Genomic DNA, 15,862 nt, shown 5'->3' with positions numbered 1-15,862 from the left:
ATCACGGCGGCCCCGCACCTGCGAAGGTGCGAGGCCGCCGTCGTCGTTCTTCACGCCCGGAGTCCGGGACGTGGTGAGGATCAGCCTCGGTTCGGTCCCCGCCCGTTGCCGGGCCGCAGGTCCAGGCCCACGAGCACCGCGTCGTGGTCCGAGCTGCGGTAGCGGTCGGGCGTGAAGTACGTCCCGGGCCGCCCGAAGTCGAGGTTGTAGTCGAGGATGTCGGGCTCGTCGGCGTTGATGTGCCACTCGGCGGCACCCGTGACCTGCGACGTGAGCGACGCGTTCGACAGCGCGTGGTCGAGGTAGCCGACCATGCCGTCGAAGACGTAGCCGTAGGCGTCCTCCCCGCCGAACTCCTTGATGAGGTCGGTGTACCCGGCCGCCCTCAGCACGTCGATCGAGTCCTCCATGTCGTAGGAGTTGAGGTCACCGATGATGAGGTGGTCGGGCTCGTCGACGCCCGTCGGGCTGGAGGCGAGGAAGTCGGTGATCGCCTCGGCCGCCAGCTCGCGGGTGACCGAGCAGTTGCCCTGGCCGTCGGCCGGGTCCGAGCCGTCGTCGCACGCCGAGCCCTTGGACTTGAGGTGGTTGACCGAGACGGTGACCCGACCACCGGTGCCGACCTCGACGAAGGTCTGAGTCAGCATGGGGCGGTTCGCCGTGTCGTCGAACCGCGGGTCGACCGTGGAGTCGAGGATCGCGAACTCGTCGACAGGCTTGACCTCGCGAGGCTTGTAGAGCAGTCCCACGCGGATCGCGTCGGTGCCGATGATGCCGGTGTCGATGTAGTCGTACGTGCCGGCACCGAGGATCTCGTTGATGCCGGCGGCGAGATCGGCGGCGGGCTCGACGCCCGGAGTGTTCTCCATCTCCATGAGCCCGACGACGTCGGCGTCGAGCTCGGCCAGTGCGTCGAGGATCTTCGCGCGCTGGCGCTCGAGCTCGGTGGCGTTGTCGGCCCCGCGGCACTCCATGTTCTCGGCGGCCCCGCAGACGTCGTTCTGGCCGTCGTCGATCGTGAGGAAGTAGTTGAGCACGTTGAAGCTCGCCACGGTCAGGCTGCCGCCGACCGCGGGGGCCGCCTCGGGGCGCGGGTTGACGGCGGTGTAGGTGCCGTAGGTCGTGGGCTGGACCCGGTAGAGACCGAAGGTGTGGTCGACGACGCCCTGGACCTCGGCGACCGTGTCGCCGCCGCGGAAGGTGTTCGTGGCGGTGTACACCTCGCCGTTGCCCGGGTGGGGCAGGGTGACGGGGTTCGATCTGCTGGAGGAGTCGTCGAGGGTGATGACCCGGCGGTCGTACTCCGCGGCGAGCTCCTGCGCCGCTGCGCCCGGCTCGACCACCGCCGTCGGCGTGTGCAGCCGGTCCTGGCCGTCGAGCGGCTTGGCGAGCACGACCTCACCGAAGCGGTCGTAGTTGAAGTACTCGCTGATGACGAGCTCGTCGGTCAGCTCGACGAGCATGCCCTCGAACGCCTCGAGGTCGGCCGGGTCGTCCACGGGGAAGGTCAAGGGCGTCGGCGCGACGGCAGGGCCGTCACCGAGAACCTCCACGGTCGCGTCGGCGAGCTGGGTCTGGGAAACGCCGGAGGTGGAGTACTCCCCCACGGTGCCCGTCACCCGGACGAGCTTGCCCACCTCGACGGCGGCCGGAATGGCACCGAAGACGAAGATGCCCTCGGAGCTCAGCGGGTCGCCGTCGCTGTCGGCGGCCTCCTCCTGCACGTAGAAGCCGTTCAGGCCCGGCTTGAGGGCGGTCACGACCGCCTCGACCGTCTGGGTGCCGGCGCAGGTGGCGTCGAAGGTGGCGCCGGTGCCCTGGATGTCGGAGACGAGCGCGACGGCGTCCTGCGGGTCGCCGCAGGTGTCGGGGCCCGGGTCACCCGGGTCACCCGGGTCGTTGCCGAACGTGCTGGGCAGGGGCCCCGCCCAGGTGCCGTCGATCTTCTGGAGCGACTGCCCGACCGGCGTGGTGCCGGGCTCCGAGACGCCGATGTCGGTGCTCACGAGCCCGGCGGCCGGGCCGTCGGCGGCGGTGAGGACTCCCTCGTAGGAGAGCAGCTCGACGACGGCGCCGGCCGCGTCGACCAGGGCGACGGCGTCGGGCGCCCCGTTCTGGATGCCGCCCGGGAACTCCTGGACGACGACCCCGGACGCCGGCACCGTACCGGTCAGCGTGCTCGTGGCGTACGCCGAGCCACCGTTTCCGTTGTAGAGGACCAGGCTCCAGCCCGTCAGGTCGGTGCCGGCCGGCGCCTGGACCTCGATCGCCTCGCCGACATCCGTGGAGACGTTGTCGTAGTGCAGCTCGCTGATGAAGACAGGGCCGTCCGTCGTGACGGCGGACGCGGCGGGGATCCAGGCGATCGGGCCGAGGACGACGGCGGCGACGGCGACCGCGCCCGTCCGTCTCGTGCGTGGGTGGTGCAGGCTCACAGAGGACTCCTCGGGCGCCGGGGGGCCGGCATCGTTCGGACGCGGGATCGCCGCGCGGTCACCCTCCGGCATCGACGACGGTGGGCGTCCCCATCATGTTGACCGGCAATCGGCAGGTCAAGGACTTCTCCACCCGAATCTCCCGAAACCCTCAAAGGTTCACATCGGGTTCACCCGGACGAAACGCCCGCGACCGTCGCCCACCGGGCGGCGCGCTTGCCGCACACGCAGGTCAGCGCCGTGGGAACCTGGCAGTCTTGGCGTGCAGGGCGCGCCGGGGACGGCAATCATGGGCCTGTCGGCGTCGGCTCCGGTGCCGTCGGACGGATGCGAGGAGAAGATCGTGGCGAGCACATCGGCAGACGGCCCGACCACTCCGGTGGTCGAGGACGCGTACGTGGGCGGTCAGGCACCAGGGGGCGCCCCGCGGGGCAAGACCATCGGCGAGCTCGTCTCCTCGGTCTCCGAGCAGTTCTCGCGACTGATCCGCGACGAGCTCCAGCTCGCCCAGGCCCAGCTGGCCGAGAAGGGCAAGCGGCTGGGCACCGGCGCCGGGTTCCTCGGCTTCGCCGCCGTCATGGGCCTCTACGCCTTCGGCGTGCTCCTCGCCGCCGCCGTCCTCGGTCTCGCGACGGCGCTGCCCGCGTGGCTCTCCGCACTCATCGTCGCGGTCGTCCTGCTCGTCGTCGCCGGCATCGCGGCGCTCCTGGGCAAGAAGGCGATCGACGCCTCCAAGGAGTTCGAGGCCAAGCCCCAGGAGGGCATCAAGGAGGATCTCGACGCGGTGAAGAAGGGGATCAAGAAGTGAGCGACGCCAAGCAGACGCCCGACTCCGTCAAGAAGCGCACGCCGGAGCAGATCGAGGCCGAGATCGCCCGGACCAGGGCTCAGCTGACCGACACCGTCAACGAGCTCAGCGACCGGCTCGACCCGCGCGCGCAGATCGACGCGGCGAAGGAGGTCGCCACGGAGCGGGCGAGGACCTTCGCCGACGACGTGAGCCGCCGCGACCCCAAGGCTCTGGCCACGCTCGGTGCGAGCGTGGCTGCGGCGGCCCTGCTTATCGTGCTGCGGTGGAGACGTCGCTGACGGGCTTGTCGTGGATCTCCTCGGCCAGCCCACTGGCCAGGAGCAGCGCCTCGACCTCGCTCCGGCGGAACCGGCGGTGACCGCCGAGAGTCCGGATCGAGGAGATCTTGCCCGCGTTCGCCCAGCGGGTCACCGTCTTGGGGTCCACCCGGAAGCGCGCTGCCACCTCCGACGGCGTGAGCAGCTGCTCAGTGGTCCCGTCCGTCATCGACATGGCTACCCTCCCGGGATCGCGTTCCTCCGGCGCTGAGGCGCCTCGTGGAACTCAGCAAACCACGCGTACAGGGCACGGGGTCGGGCCTATGGTCCCGACATTCTGGACGTATGGACATCTTTGGTCCCGGCGCCGGAGATGATGACCACACCCCGCCGACGGGCACGGAATGGCTGTGGGGGGCCGCGAGCATGTACCGTTGCCCCACGACACAGATGACCATAAACACGGGGCCGCACCGAACGGTGCCTGCCCCGGTTCTACGTTGGAGGGGGTCGACGCCATGGGGCGCGGCCGTCAGAAGGCCAAGCAGACGAAGGTCGCTCGGAAGCTGAAGTACTTCAGCCCCGAGACCGACTACCGGGCTCTCGAACGAGAGCTCACGTCTCCTCGTACTGACGGCGTGGACGACGATGTCGACTACGCCGAGATCCCCCCCGCCATGGAGGAAGACGACGACGACTGGGGTCAGATCCGCCGGACCCCGTGACGTCGCCGGCTCACCGCCGGGGATGTGACGACGACCGCCCGCAGGGTGCGACCGCTTCAGCGGCGCCCTGCGGGCGTGGTCGTTCAGGCGCCCTGAAGGCCCTGGCGGTCCAGGCCCCGGGGCCGGCTCAGCCCGTGACGTAGGAGCCGTGCAGCCGGACCGCGCCGCCGGCGACACCCTTGGTGCCGCGCACGGCCGGCCCGTCCGGACCCGGCGCGCCGTCGTCGTCGCGGACCGTCCCCAGCTCCCAGGCGTCGATGCCGCGCGCCCGGACGGCCGCGACGGTCGCGTCCGCGGCGTCGGCGGGCACCACCGCGACCATGCCGACGCCGAGGTTGAGGGTGTTCTGCAGGTCCGTCCACGGGACCTGGCCCAGGCTGCGCACCAGCTCGAACACCGGCGGCACGGTCCAGCCGGCGCGGTCGAGGTCCGCCACGAGGCCGGCGGGCAGGACCCGGGCGAGGTTGGCCGCCAGACCGCCGCCGGTGACGTGGCTGAAGGCGTGCACCTGACCGGTCCCGACGAGGTCGAGGCAGGCCGGGGTGTACAGCCGGGTCGGCTCGAGCAGCTCCTCGCCCAGGGTCCGGCCCAGCTCGGGGACGTGACGCTCCAGGCCCCAGCCGGCGACCTCGATGACGCGCCGCACGAGGGAGTAGCCGTTGGAGTGCAGGCCCGAGGACGCCATGGCGACGACGACGTCGCCGGCCCGGACCCGCTCGGCCCCCAGGACGGCGTCGGCCTCGACGACGCCGGTGGCGGCACCGGCGACGTCGTACTCCTGCTCGCCCAGCAGGCCGGGGTGCTCGGCCGTCTCGCCCCCCAGGAGCGGGGTGCCGACCAGCGCGCAGGCCTCGGCGATGCCGCGGACGATGTCCGCGATCCGCTCCGGCACGACCTTGCCGCAGGCGATGTAGTCGGTCATGAGGAGGGGGCGGGCGCCCACGACGACGATGTCGTCGACGACCATCCCGACGAGGTCGTGGCCGATGGTGTGGTGGACGTCCATCGCCTGGGCGACGGCGACCTTGGTGCCGACGCCGTCGGTGGAGGTGGCCAGCAGGGGACGGCGGTACTCGCGCAGCGCCGAGACGTCGACGAGCCCGGCGAAACCCCCGACCCCGCCGACCACGTCGGGCGTGTGGGTGGCCCGCACCGCGTCCTTCATCAGCTCGACCGCGCGGTCGCCGGCCTCGGTGTCGACGCCGGCGCCGGCGTAGGTGATCGGGCTCGTCTCGCTCACTGCGCTGCTCCGGTGGTGGCGGGGGTGGGGGGCACGCTCGGGGCCTCGGCGCCGGAGATGGTGGCGTGCTCACCCAGGCGGACCGGGTAGCTGCCGGTGAAGCACGCCGTGCACAGCCGCTGCTGCGGGATGGCCGTGGCCTCGACCATGCCCTCGAGGGAGATGTAGCCGAGGGAGTCGGCGCCGAGGGAGGCGCGGATCTCGTCGGTGGTCAGCCCGTTCGCGATGAGCTCGGCCCGCGTGGCGAAGTCGATGCCGTAGAAGCAGGGCCACTTCACCGGCGGGGAGGAGATCCGCACGTGGACCTCCGCGGCGCCCGCCTCGCGCAGCATCCGCACCAGGGCGCGCTGGGTGTTGCCCCGCACGATGGAGTCGTCGACGACGACGAGCCGCTTGCCCTCGATGACCTCCCGCAGGGGGTTGAGCTTGAGCCGGATGCCGAGCTGACGGATGGTCTGGGTGGGCTGGATGAAGGTGCGCCCCACGTAGGAGTTCTTCACCAGGCCCTGGCCGAAGGGGATGCCCGAGCCCTGCGCGTAGCCGATGGCGGCGGGCGTCCCGGACTCCGGGGTGGGGATGACCAGGTCGGCGTCCACCGGGTGCTCGCGCGCCAGGACGCGGCCCATCTCCAGCCGCGAGGCGTTGACCGAGCGGTCGGCGATGCGGGTGTCCGGCCGGGCGAGGTAGACGTACTCGAAGACGCAGCCGTGCGGCGTCGCCTCGGCGAACCGGCGCGAGCGCAACCCGTCGGCGTCGATGGTGACGAGCTCGCCGGGCTCGATCTCGCGGACGTACGTGGCCCCGACGATGTCCAGCGCCGCCGTCTCCGACGCGACGGCCCACCCCCGATCGAGGCGGCCGAGCACGAGGGGGCGGATGCCGTGGGCGTCCCGGGCGGCGTAGAGGGTGTGCTCGTCCATGAAGACGAGCGAGAAGGCGCCCTCGAGGAGCGGGAGCACCTCCATCGCGACGTCCTCGAGCCGCTCCCCCGCCCGGGCGGTGCCGCCGAGCATCGCGGTGATGACCGCCGTGTCGGTGGAGGAGCCGCGGCCGAGCTCGCCGCGCAGGTCCTTGCCGAATCGCTCCTGGACCATCTCCATGAGCTCGGTGGTGTTGGTGAGGTTGCCGTTGTGGCCCAGCGCGACCGTTCCGGCCGCCGTCGGGCCCAGGGTGGGCTGGGCGTTCTCCCAGGCCGAGGCGCCGGTGGTGGAGTAGCGCACGTGGCCGACGGCGATGTGCCCCTGGAGGGGCTGCAGGGCACGGTCGTCGAACACCTGGGAGACCAGGCCCATGTCCTTGTAGACGAGGATCTGCTCGCCGTTGGAGGTGGCGATGCCCGCGGACTCCTGGCCGCGGTGCTGCAGGGCGTAGATGCCGAAGTACGTCAGGCGGGCGACGTCCTCGCCCGGGGCCCAGACCCCGAAGACGCCGCACTCGTCCTGCGGCCCCTTCTCGCCCGGGAGGAGCTCGTGGGAAAGCCGTCCGTCGCCGCGTGCCACGGCCACATGGTCCCACACCGGTCCGGGGCGTCGTCGAGGCCGTCCACGCCGGGGCGGACCCGGCGCCACCCGCCCACGAGATTGCTCATCTGGTCGCTGTCGAGGACCAGATGAGCAATCTCGTCGCCGGCGAGCCGTCGCGTCAGAGCAGGCTGAAGAGCACCTTCCGACCGGGCACGTCGGCCTCGACGAGGCGCACCCGGACCTCTTCGCCGACGGGGAGGGACGAGCCCTCGACCCGACCCTTGACAGCGACCTCCCGCAGCTCGACCGTCCCGCGCTCGCGCCGGTCGGCGTCGTCACCGTCGGACTCGGTGACGACCCCGGTGAACTCCTCGCCCTCACGACCCTGGAGGACCAGGGCCTCGAGGGCGTCGACCGCCCCGCGCTCGTACGCGCCGGCCCGCCGCGTCGCCCCCGACATCGTCGCCGGCAGGCCCGGCAGGGCGTCGAGCACCCACGGCGGCACCGGCTTCCCGCTGCAGTGCGCCAGGCACACCGCCAGCCCATACCGGTCGACGAGCCGGCGCAGCGGAGCCGTCACGTGGGCGTACTCCGCCGCGATCGCGGCGTGCCGCGTGTTGGTCGGCTCGGCACCGACGCCGCCCCCCGCCTGACCGCCTCCCGCCTGACCGCCACCTGCCTCGCCGCCGCCGGCGTCGCCAGCGCTCTCACCGACACCGAACGCCAGGTAACCCGCGCCGCGGAACAACGTGGTGGCCTCGTTGAGGAACGCCGCGTGGGCGGGAACCGCCGAGTCGAGGCTGCGCACGAGCTCGGGGTAGGGGGTCGATGCCGGCCACTCGACGCCCAGGGCGCGGGCCGTGCGGCGGAGCCGGGCGACGTCGCGCGGGTCGGACTCGGGCAGCGTGCGCAGGATGCCGACGCCCGCCTCGCGCATCATCGACGCCGCCGCGATGCCGGTGAGGAGGGAGACCTGGGCGTTCCACTCCTCCACCGGGAGCGTGGCGCGGTAGGACAGGACGAACCCGTGCTCGTTGCGCACGACGCTCTGCTCGGGGATGTCGAGCGAGATCCCGCCGCGAGCCCGCTCCTGCTCCACGCGCAGCTCACCGAACCGTCGAAGCAGACGGGGCAGGTCCGCCGGGACACCGTGCGGCAGCGGGGCCCGGCCGTCGTGGGCAGCCTGGACCTCCTCGTACGTGAGCTGAGCCCGGGAGCGGACGACGGCGAGCTCGACCCTGGCGTCGACGAGCGCTCCGGTGGCGTCGACGCGGAGGTGCCAGAGGTAGGCCGGGCGGTTCTGACCCTCCAGCAGGCTCGCGACGCCGGCGCCGAGCTGTGGCGGGTGCAGGGCGTAGGAGCCGTCCGGGCCGTAGACGGTGACGCCCCGGGCGTGGGCCTCGCGGTCGATGGCCCCGCCCGGCGCGACGAACGTGGAGACGGCCGCGATGGCGTACCGCACGCGGAGCCCGTCACCGTCGGCCTCGAGGTGGAGCGCCTGGTCGAGGTCGCGGGACCCGGGCGGGTCCACGGTGACGAAGGGGATGTCCGTGGCGTCCACGGTCGCCACCTCGGGCGGCGCCGCCCCGCGCGCAGCGCTACCCGGTACGGCGCCCTCCTCGGAGCCGCCGGCGACCGCCTCGGCCTCGGCCATGACCTCCGGCGGGAAGTCCGGGGAGATGCCCAGCTCCTCGCGCAGGGAGGAGAGCGCCCGGAGGACCTCCTCCGGCGGGGCGGCGTCGAGGCGAAGGTAACGGCTGACCACGGGGGAACCCTACGGCCGCGCTCCCTGACCCGCCCCGCGAGCGGACTGCGCCCGCAACGAGCGCCGGTCCAGGACGAGCGCGACGACAGCGCCGGTGAGCGCCCCGACGGGCGCGAGCCCGAGCAGGAGGAACCAGAAGAGGTCGGAGCGGTCGAGCTCGGACGCCGGGGTCGCCAGTGCCAGGACCGCGGCGAGAGCGATGCCGAGGACGGCGCCCAGCAGGATGAACCGGCCGATCCGGGGGGCCTGGCGCACGGTGGTGGGGTCGACCACATCGGCCACCCGGCGCGCCTCGCCAGCCTGCCCCTCGGCGGCCTGCTCCTCGCCAGCCTGCTCCTCGCCAGCCTGCTCCTCGCCAGCCTGCCCCTCGGCGGCCTGCTCCTCGCCAGCCTGCCCCTCGGCGGCCTGCTCCTCGCCAGCCTGCCTCTCGGCGGCCTGCTCCTCGCCAGCCTGCTCCTCGGCGGCCGGTGTGGCCTCGGGCCCGCCGGCCACCGCCGGCGACACGACCGCCCCGTCCGACGCCGGGTCCGCCGCGGTGGGCGCGGCTCCGGCGCCGTCCGGGGCGCGGTCGTCGGGCGGCGGGACGCTCGTGCTGCTCACAGGACGAACGTACCCGCCGTCCGGGTCACTCGGCGTCGAGGTCCTGCTCGACCAGGGCGACGATCTCGGCGAGCGCCGCCTCGTCGTCGGACTCGACGACGACCTGGGCGCCCTTCTCGGCACCGAGGGTCATGATCATCAGCGCCGACGCGGCGTCGACAGCCTCCTCGCCGTCCATGGCGATGGTGATCTCGTCGTCGTACTTCGACGCGGCGGCGGCGATGATGGCGGCGGGGCGGGCGTGGAGGCCGACGGCGGAGCCGACGATGGCGGTCTGGCTGGGCATGTGTGCTCCTTCGGTGGTTCTCGAACGGGTCAGACGGCCGCGACCGCGACGTCCTGGGCGGGCTCGTCGGCCGTGCGGCCGACGAACTCCTTGGCCAGGATGACAAGGGTCGCGGAGACCAGCATCCCGGCGACGATAGCGCCGACGAACGCCAGGACGTTGCTCATCGCGAAGAAGACGAAGATCCCGCCGTGCGGGGCACGGGACTGTGCGTCGAAGGCCATCGCGATGGCACCGGTGACGGCGCCGCCGGCCATCATCGAGGGGATGACGCGCAGCGGGTCGGCAGCGGCGAAGGGGATCGCCCCCTCGGAGATGAACGAGGCGCCGAGCAGCCACGCGGCGCTGCCGTTCTCCCGCTCGACCTCGGTGAAGAGCTTGGGCCGGACCACCGTCGCGAGCGCCATGGCCAGCGGCGGCACCATGCCCGCGGCCATGACGGCCGCCATGACGCGCAGGGTGGCCGGGTCGGTCACCACCAGACCGGCGGTGGCGAAGGCGTAGGCCGCCTTGTTGACCGGGCCGCCGAGGTCGAAGGTCATCATGAGGCCGAGGATGACGCCGAGGATGACGGCAGAGGTGCCGCTGAGCCCGCCGAGCCAGTTCGACAGCCCCGTGGTCACGGCCGCGAGCGGCTGACCGAGGACCACGAACATGAGCCCGCCGGCGAAGACCGTCGCCACCAGGGGGATGATGACCACCGGCATGAGCCCGCGCAGCCAGCGCGGCACGGTGATGCGGGAGATCCACAGGGCCGCGACGCCGGCGAGCAGACCGCCGATGAGGCCACCGATGAACCCGGCGCCGACGAAGACGGCGACGGCGCCCGCGGTGAAGCCCGGCGCGATGCCCGGCCGGTCGGCGATCGCGAACGCGATGTAGCCGGCCAGGGCCGGGACGAGGAACGCGAAGGCGGCCGCACCGAGCTGGTGGAAGACGGCGCCGAGGTAGGTCGCCAGGCCGCCCTCGGGGAGGTTGGTGAGGCTGTTGTTGACGACGATGTCCGCGGAGTCGAAGACGATGTCGTACCCGCCGAAGAGGAAGCCCAGGGCGATGATGAGGCCGCCCGCCGCGACGAACGGGATCATGTAGCTCACGCCCGTGAGCAGCGCCTGCTTCAGGCGGGAGCCGATGCCCAGGCCACCGGCGGCCGCAGGGGCGCCGGCGTCCGCCGCGGTGCCGGAGACGCGGCGCGAGGACGGGTCGTCGGCGGCGCGCAGGGCCTCGGTGATCATGACACCGGGCTCGTTGATCGCCCGCTTGACGCCCGACTCGATGACCGGCTTGCCGGCGAAGCGCTCCTTGCCCTTGACGCCGACGTCCGTGGCGAAGATGACGGCGTCGGCCGAGGCGATGGTGGCGGCGCTGAGCGGGGTGGTCGCGCCCGAGCCCTGGGTCTCGACCTCGACCGTCACGCCGGCCTCCTGGCCGGCGGCGACGAGGGCGTCGGCGGCCATGTAGGTGTGGGCGATGCCGGTGGGGCAGGCGGTGATGGCGACGATGCGCCGCGTGGCTGCGCCGTCGGCGGCGGCCGGGGCCGCGCCCGGCGGGGCGGAGGTATCAGCCGTGGCGGGCACCGAGCCGGCCGGTGCGGTGCCCGCCGAGGGGGCGGCACCGACAGCCCCGCTCGCCGGGGCCGCGGCAGGCGGGTTGACGACGCCCTCGACGAGCGCGACGACCTCCTCCGCGCTGCCCGCTCCCCGCAGCGCGGCGACGAAGTCCTTCTTCACCAGGGCGCGCGCGAGCTTGGTGAGGAGCTTCATGTGCTCCGACCCGGTGCCCTCCGCGGCGGCGATGAGGAACACGAGCTCTGCCGGGCCGTCGGGCGCACCGAAGTCGACCTTGGGGTCGAGGCGGGCGAAGGCGAGGGACCCCACGCTGACCGCCGTCGAGCGGCAGTGCGGGATGGCGATGCCACCGGGGAGGCCGGTGGCGGACTTGCCCTCGCGCTCGAGGGCGTCGGCGGTGAGCCCGGCGGCGTCGGCGCGCCCGGCGGCCGCCACACGAGCGGCCAGAGCTGCGATGACCTGGTCCTTGGTGGAGCCGAGGTCGGCGTCGAGCGTCACGAGATCCGGTGTGATGAGCCCGGAGGTCTCAGCGGACATGGTCTTCCTTCCTGATGGGGCCGGCCGGACCTGCTGCTGTGCGGGGCCGAGCCGTCGGGCGGTGCTGGGTGTGCGGTGCTGGTGGGTGCGGTGCTGGTGGGTGCGGTGCTGGGTGTGCGGTGCTGGTGGGTGCGGTGCTGGGTGTGCGGTGCTGGTGCGGTGCTGGTGCGGTGCTGGTAGGTGCGGTGCTGCGGGTTGAGGTGCTGGGCGCGGTGGTGCGGTGGTGCTGGTGGCTGGGAGTCAGCGGACCCGGGTCACGACGACCCGGTCCGGGTCGGTCTGCTCAGGTCGCGGCAGGGCCGTCCCGGGGAGGGACGCCGCGGCCGAGCCGTAGGCGACGGCACGTCGGAGCCGGTCGGGCTCGGGCCCGCCCGCGACCGCGGCGAGGAGGTACCCCGCCAGCGAGGAGTCGCCCGCGCCGACCGTGCTGCGCGGGGTGATGGGGGGCGGCGCGGCGGACCACGCGCCCTCCGCGGTGACGAGGAGCGCACCGGCGGCGCCGAGCGTTGCGAGCACGGCCCCCACGCCCCGGGCGACGAGCGCCCCGGCCGCCACGACGGTGGGCGCGAGGTCCCCCGACTGCGCCGCCGCCTCCAGGAGGGCGCCGTCCGCGCCGGTGAGCTGGCCCAGCTCCTCGGCGTTGGGCTTGAGCAGGTCGGGGGCAGCGGCGGGGAACGCCGCGGCGAGCTCGCACAGCGGGGCGTCGGAGGTGTCGACGGCGACGCGTACGCCCCGGGCGTGCAGCTCGGCCACGAGCCGCGCGTACCACCCCGGGGGTACCCCGGGCGGGAGCGATCCGGACAGCGCCACCCAGCCCGCGCCGTCGGCGACGTCGAGCAGGAGGGTCGCCAGCGCGTCGACCTCGGCGCCCGTCAGCGCCGCGCCGGGCTCGTTGAGCTTGGTGGTGGTGCCGTCGGGCTCGGTCACGGTGAGGTTGGTGCGGGCGAGCTCGGCGACCGTGAGGTTGCGGTAGGCCAGGCCGACCCGGTCCAGCCCGGCGAGGAGCGGGTCGTCGCCACGGGCGGGCAGTACCGCGACCGCGGACTCGCCGGCGAGCGCGACGGCCCGGGCGACGTTGACGCCCTTGCCGCCGGGCTCGACCGTGACGTGCTCGATGCGGTTGACCCCGCCGCGCTCGAGAGGACCACGCAGGTGGGCCGTGCGGTCCAGGCTGGGGTTGGCGGTCAGGGTGACGATCATGCGACGACGACCTCCACGTCGAGGGCCTCCAGCGCCGCCCGGTCGGCGTCGGGGACCCCCGTGTCGGTGATGATGACGTCGACGTCCTCGGCCCGGGCGAAGCTGAACAGGTGCTCCTGGCCGAACTTCGAGGAGTCGGCCAGCGCGACGACGCGCCGGGCGGCCGCGACCATGGCCCGCTTGGCGCCGGCCTCGTCGGGATCGGGGGTGGAGAGCCCGTGCGCAGCCGTGACGCCGTTGGTCCCCAGGAAGGTGACGTCGACGCGCGTGCGGCCGAGGAGGCTCTGCGCCTCGTTGCCGACGGTGGCCTGGGTGACCCCCCGCAGCCGGCCGCCCAGCAGGTAGACGGGCATCGCGGAGCGGGCGGCGAGCGCCACCGCGGCCGGCACGGAGTTCGTGATGACGGTCAGGTCCGGGTCGGCCGGCAGCAGCGCGGCCAGCTGGGCCGCGGTCGTGCCGCCGTCGAGGATGACGGCACCGCCGCCGACGGGCAGGTGCGCGAGAGCGGCCCGGGCGATGCGCTCCTTCTCCGCCACGTGCGTGGCGGCCCGCTCGGGCAGGTCGACCTCGCCGAGGCGCAGGCTCTCCGCGGGGACGGCGCCGCCGTGGACGCGGCGCAGGATGCCGCGGCGGTCGAGGATCTCCAGGTCGCGCCGGATGGTCTCCGAGGCGACCTCGAGCTCGGCGGCGAGCCGGCTGACGGACACGCGACCGTCCCGGTGCGCCGTCCGGGTGATGAGCTGCTGCCGCTCCTCGGCATACATGCGGGCGTCCTCGCCTTCTGTGGACTTCGTCGTCACACATCCCACACGTTCGGATGTGATGTTGAGTGACATTACCCCCGGTTGTGTTGCTTTGGCAAGCACGGTGGGCGTACAGTTCTGCCATCACCACGCGGCGCACGCCGCCCCCTCAGCGCGGAGGCATTGATGAGCACAGAACCGGTGGCCACGGGCAGCACGACGATCGAGGGCACCGCGGTCGTGCCCGGGGTGGGCTACGCCCCGGCGGCCTGGACCCGACCCCGCCCCACCGTCCCCGCCGAGGCGCCCGCCGTCGCCGAGGACGCCCGGGAGGCTGAGGTGGCCCGGTTCCAGGCCGCGGCCGAGACCGTCGCCGGGCGGCTCACCGCCCGGGCCGAGAGGGCCACCGGTGCCGCCGCGGAGGTGCTCGGCGCCACCGCCGCCCTCGCGCAGGACCGCGGCTGGCTCCGCGCGGCCACCAAGGCCATGCGCGGCGGCACCCCGGCACCCCAGGCCGCCCTGGCCGCCACGGAGCAGTTCGTCGCGGCCTTCGAGAAGCTGGGTGGGCTCATGGCCGAGCGCGCGACGGACCTGCGGGACATCCGCGACCGCGTCGTCGCCGAGCTCGAGGGCCTCCCCGAGCCGGGGGTGCCCACCCCCCGCGAGCCCGTCGTGCTCCTCGCCGAGGACCTCGCCCCCGCGGACACCGCCGGGCTGGACGCCACCCTCGTCGTCGGCCTGGTCACCTCCCTCGGCGGTCCGACGAGCCACACCGCGATCATCGCCCGTCAGCTCGGCATCCCCTGCGTCGTGGCCGCCCCGGGCATCCGCGAGGTGGCCGAGGGCGAGCCGGTCCTCGTCGACGGCGCCGCCGGCACCCTGACCGTCGGCGTCGACCCCGAGGCGGCCCTCGCGGCGGTCGCGGCCGACGCCGAGCGACGCGACGCCGTCCGTCGCTGGCAGGGACCGGCCGCGACCTCCGACGGCATCCGGCAGCAGCTGCTCGCCAACGTCGGCGACGGCGCGGCGGCGCGCAAGGCCGCGGGCGGGCAGGCCGAGGGTGTCGGCCTCTACCGCACCGAGCTGGGTTTCCTCTCCGCGGAGAAGGAGCCCTCGGTCGAGGAGCAGGCGGCGATGTACCAGGAGGTCTTCGCCGCGTTCGGCGGCCGGAAGGTCGTGGTGCGCACGCTCGACGCCGGCTCGGACAAGCCCCTGCGGTTCGCCAACCTCGAGCACGAGGACAACCCCGCCCTGGGGGTCCGGGGCATCCGGATCGCCGAGCGCGAGGAGGGCCTCCTCACCCGCCAGCTCGACGCGGTCGCCGTCGCCGCCCGGGAGGCCGGTGCCACCGACCCGTGGGTCATGGCGCCCATGGTGGCGACGGTGCCGGAGGCGGCCCGGTTCGCCGAGCTCGCCCGCGAGCGCGGCATCGTGCCGGGGATCATGGTCGAGGTCCCGTCGGTGGCGCTGCTCGCGGCCCACTTCCTCGAGCACGTGGACTTCCTGTCCATCGGCACCAACGACCTCTCCCAGTACACGATGGCCGCCGACCGGCTCTCCCCCCACCTCGCGGCCCTCACCGACGCCTGGCAGCCCGCCGTGCTCACCCTCGTCGCGCTCACCGCAGCCGCGGGCGCGAAGGCCGGCAAGCCGGTCGGGGTGTGCGGCGAGGCCGCTGCCGACCCGACCCTCGCCTGCGTCCTCACCGGGCTGGGGGTGACGTCGCTGTCCATGGCGTCCTCCGCGATCCCGGCGGTCGGCGCCCGGCTCGCGTCAGTCACGTCCGCGCAGTGCCAGGAGGCCGGCCGGGCGGTGCTCGCCGCGCCCGACGCCCGCAGCGCCCGGGCGGAGGCGGCCCGCATCCTCGGCTGAGGGGCTGGGATCCTCAGGCCCTCAGCAGCGGCAGGACCGGACCGAGGTCGGCGCGTGTGCCCGACGCGCGCACGCGCCCCTCGGCCACGGCCCGCGCCCAGCTGAGCGCGCCCGTGGCCAGCTCGAGCCAAGTCTGCGGATCCGTCTCGACGACGTTGGGCGGGGTGCCGCGGGTGTGGCGCGGGCCGGCGATCGCCTGGACCGCGCCGGCCGGGGGCACCCGGACCTCGACGCTGTTGCCGGGCGAGCTCGCGGCGAGCTCCTCGAGCGCGAAACGCACCGCCGTGCGCACCACCGCGGCGGGGGCGTCGCCGCCCGCCCAGCGGCGCACGGCGGCCATCCCCTCCACGGGGTCGATCC

Annotated in this window: 15 protein-coding genes; 4 read left to right on the top strand and 11 right to left on the bottom strand. The window is 73.9% G+C overall.

Annotation, left to right across the window (positions count from 1 at the left end; all coding sequences use genetic code 11):
- Positions 1-80: 80 nt before the first annotated feature.
- On the bottom strand, positions 81-2,435 hold the full coding sequence (locus EDD32_RS08655) for an ExeM/NucH family extracellular endonuclease (RefSeq protein WP_170175253.1): 2,355 nt from the start codon (positions 2,433-2,435) through the stop codon (positions 81-83).
- A gap of 343 nt (positions 2,436-2,778) precedes the next feature.
- Here EDD32_RS08655 and EDD32_RS08650 point away from each other — a divergent pair, with 343 nt between their 5' ends.
- Positions 2,779-3,243 carry a phage holin family protein gene (locus tag EDD32_RS08650; RefSeq protein WP_246006050.1) on the top strand — a complete coding sequence of 155 codons (465 nt, stop codon included), beginning with the start codon at positions 2,779-2,781 and terminating at the stop codon, positions 3,241-3,243.
- Positions 3,240-3,524 carry a DUF3618 domain-containing protein gene (locus EDD32_RS08645; protein WP_123916695.1) on the top strand — a complete coding sequence of 95 codons (285 nt, stop codon included), beginning with the start codon at positions 3,240-3,242 and terminating at the stop codon, positions 3,522-3,524. The genes EDD32_RS08650 and EDD32_RS08645 overlap by 4 nt, the downstream gene beginning before the upstream one ends.
- Here EDD32_RS08645 and EDD32_RS08640 read toward each other — a convergent pair.
- Positions 3,496-3,738 carry a BldC family transcriptional regulator gene (locus EDD32_RS08640; protein WP_123916693.1) on the bottom strand — a complete coding sequence of 81 codons (243 nt, stop codon included), beginning with the start codon at positions 3,736-3,738 and terminating at the stop codon, positions 3,496-3,498. The genes EDD32_RS08645 and EDD32_RS08640 overlap by 29 nt on opposite strands.
- Positions 3,739-4,021: 283 nt before the next feature.
- Here EDD32_RS08640 and EDD32_RS08635 point away from each other — a divergent pair, with 283 nt between their 5' ends.
- Positions 4,022-4,228, top strand: a complete 207-nt coding sequence (locus tag EDD32_RS08635; RefSeq protein WP_123916691.1) for a DUF3073 domain-containing protein — start codon at positions 4,022-4,024, stop codon at positions 4,226-4,228.
- 127 nt (positions 4,229-4,355) lie between these two features.
- Here the strand turns inward: EDD32_RS08635 and purM are convergent, their stop codons facing one another.
- The 8 genes from purM to EDD32_RS08595 form a co-directional block, all read right to left on the bottom strand.
- Entirely contained in the window at positions 4,356-5,468 is a 1,113-nt protein-coding gene (gene purM / locus EDD32_RS08630) for a phosphoribosylformylglycinamidine cyclo-ligase (protein WP_123916689.1), read from the bottom strand.
- Positions 5,465-6,967: an amidophosphoribosyltransferase gene (gene purF, locus EDD32_RS08625; RefSeq protein ID WP_123916687.1), complete on the bottom strand. Its 1,503-nt coding sequence runs from the start codon at positions 6,965-6,967 to the stop codon at positions 5,465-5,467. Before purF ends, purM begins: the two co-directional genes overlap by 4 nt.
- 142 nt (positions 6,968-7,109) lie before the next feature.
- On the bottom strand, positions 7,110-8,696 hold the full coding sequence (locus tag EDD32_RS08620) for an RNB domain-containing ribonuclease (RefSeq protein WP_123916685.1): 1,587 nt from the start codon (positions 8,694-8,696) through the stop codon (positions 7,110-7,112).
- Between the two features lie 9 nt (positions 8,697-8,705).
- Positions 8,706-9,296, bottom strand: coding sequence for a hypothetical protein (locus tag EDD32_RS19460; RefSeq protein ID WP_246006049.1), 591 nt, complete (start codon positions 9,294-9,296; stop codon positions 8,706-8,708).
- Between the two features lie 25 nt (positions 9,297-9,321).
- Positions 9,322-9,582, bottom strand: a complete 261-nt coding sequence (locus EDD32_RS08610) for an HPr family phosphocarrier protein (RefSeq protein WP_123916683.1) — start codon at positions 9,580-9,582, stop codon at positions 9,322-9,324.
- 29 nt (positions 9,583-9,611) lie between these two features.
- Positions 9,612-11,687 carry a PTS fructose transporter subunit IIABC gene (locus tag EDD32_RS08605; protein WP_123916681.1) on the bottom strand — a complete coding sequence of 692 codons (2,076 nt, stop codon included), beginning with the start codon at positions 11,685-11,687 and terminating at the stop codon, positions 9,612-9,614.
- 240 nt (positions 11,688-11,927) lie between these two features.
- Complete coding sequence (locus EDD32_RS08600; RefSeq protein ID WP_123916679.1) at positions 11,928-12,887, bottom strand: 1-phosphofructokinase family hexose kinase; 960 nt, start codon at positions 12,885-12,887, stop codon at positions 11,928-11,930.
- On the bottom strand, positions 12,884-13,651 hold the full coding sequence (locus tag EDD32_RS08595) for a DeoR/GlpR family DNA-binding transcription regulator (RefSeq protein ID WP_123916677.1): 768 nt from the start codon (positions 13,649-13,651) through the stop codon (positions 12,884-12,886). The genes EDD32_RS08600 and EDD32_RS08595 overlap by 4 nt, the downstream gene beginning before the upstream one ends.
- 165 nt (positions 13,652-13,816) lie before the next feature.
- Here EDD32_RS08595 and EDD32_RS08590 point away from each other — a divergent pair, with 165 nt between their 5' ends.
- A complete protein-coding gene (locus tag EDD32_RS08590; RefSeq protein ID WP_123916675.1) occupies positions 13,817-15,502 on the top strand; it encodes a phosphoenolpyruvate--protein phosphotransferase in 1,686 nt (561 codons plus the stop codon).
- Between the two features lie 13 nt (positions 15,503-15,515).
- Here EDD32_RS08590 and EDD32_RS08585 read toward each other — a convergent pair whose 3' ends face one another.
- Complete coding sequence (locus tag EDD32_RS08585) at positions 15,516-15,842, bottom strand: sterol carrier family protein (protein WP_123920370.1); 327 nt, start codon at positions 15,840-15,842, stop codon at positions 15,516-15,518.
- Between the last annotated feature and the right edge of the window lie 20 nt (positions 15,843-15,862).

Source organism: Georgenia muralis, assembly GCF_003814705.1.
Classification (GTDB): domain Bacteria; phylum Actinomycetota; class Actinomycetes; order Actinomycetales; family Actinomycetaceae; genus Georgenia; species Georgenia muralis.
The sequence above is the reverse complement of the archived record's forward strand: the minus strand, read 5'-3'. Positions and strand labels throughout refer to the sequence as shown.

Bases quoted from the DNA above. Each gene is read 5' to 3' on its own strand.
- EDD32_RS08640 (WP_123916693.1), bottom strand. From the start codon at position 3,738: ATGTCGATGACGGACGGGACCACTGAGCAGCTGCTCACGCCGTCGGAG.
- EDD32_RS08635 (WP_123916691.1), top strand. From the start codon at position 4,022: ATGGGGCGCGGCCGTCAGAAGGCCAAGCAGACGAAGGTCGCTCGGAAG.
- EDD32_RS08610 (WP_123916683.1), bottom strand. From the start codon at position 9,582: ATGCCCAGCCAGACCGCCATCGTCGGCTCCGCCGTCGGCCTCCACGCC.
- EDD32_RS08605 (WP_123916681.1), bottom strand. From the start codon at position 11,687: ATGTCCGCTGAGACCTCCGGGCTCATCACACCGGATCTCGTGACGCTC.
- EDD32_RS08600 (WP_123916679.1), bottom strand. From the start codon at position 12,887: ATGATCGTCACCCTGACCGCCAACCCCAGCCTGGACCGCACGGCCCAC.
- EDD32_RS08595 (WP_123916677.1), bottom strand. From the start codon at position 13,651: ATGTATGCCGAGGAGCGGCAGCAGCTCATCACCCGGACGGCGCACCGG.
- EDD32_RS08590 (WP_123916675.1), top strand. From the start codon at position 13,817: ATGAGCACAGAACCGGTGGCCACGGGCAGCACGACGATCGAGGGCACC.
- EDD32_RS08585 (WP_123920370.1), bottom strand. From the start codon at position 15,842: ATGGCCGCCGTGCGCCGCTGGGCGGGCGGCGACGCCCCCGCCGCGGTG.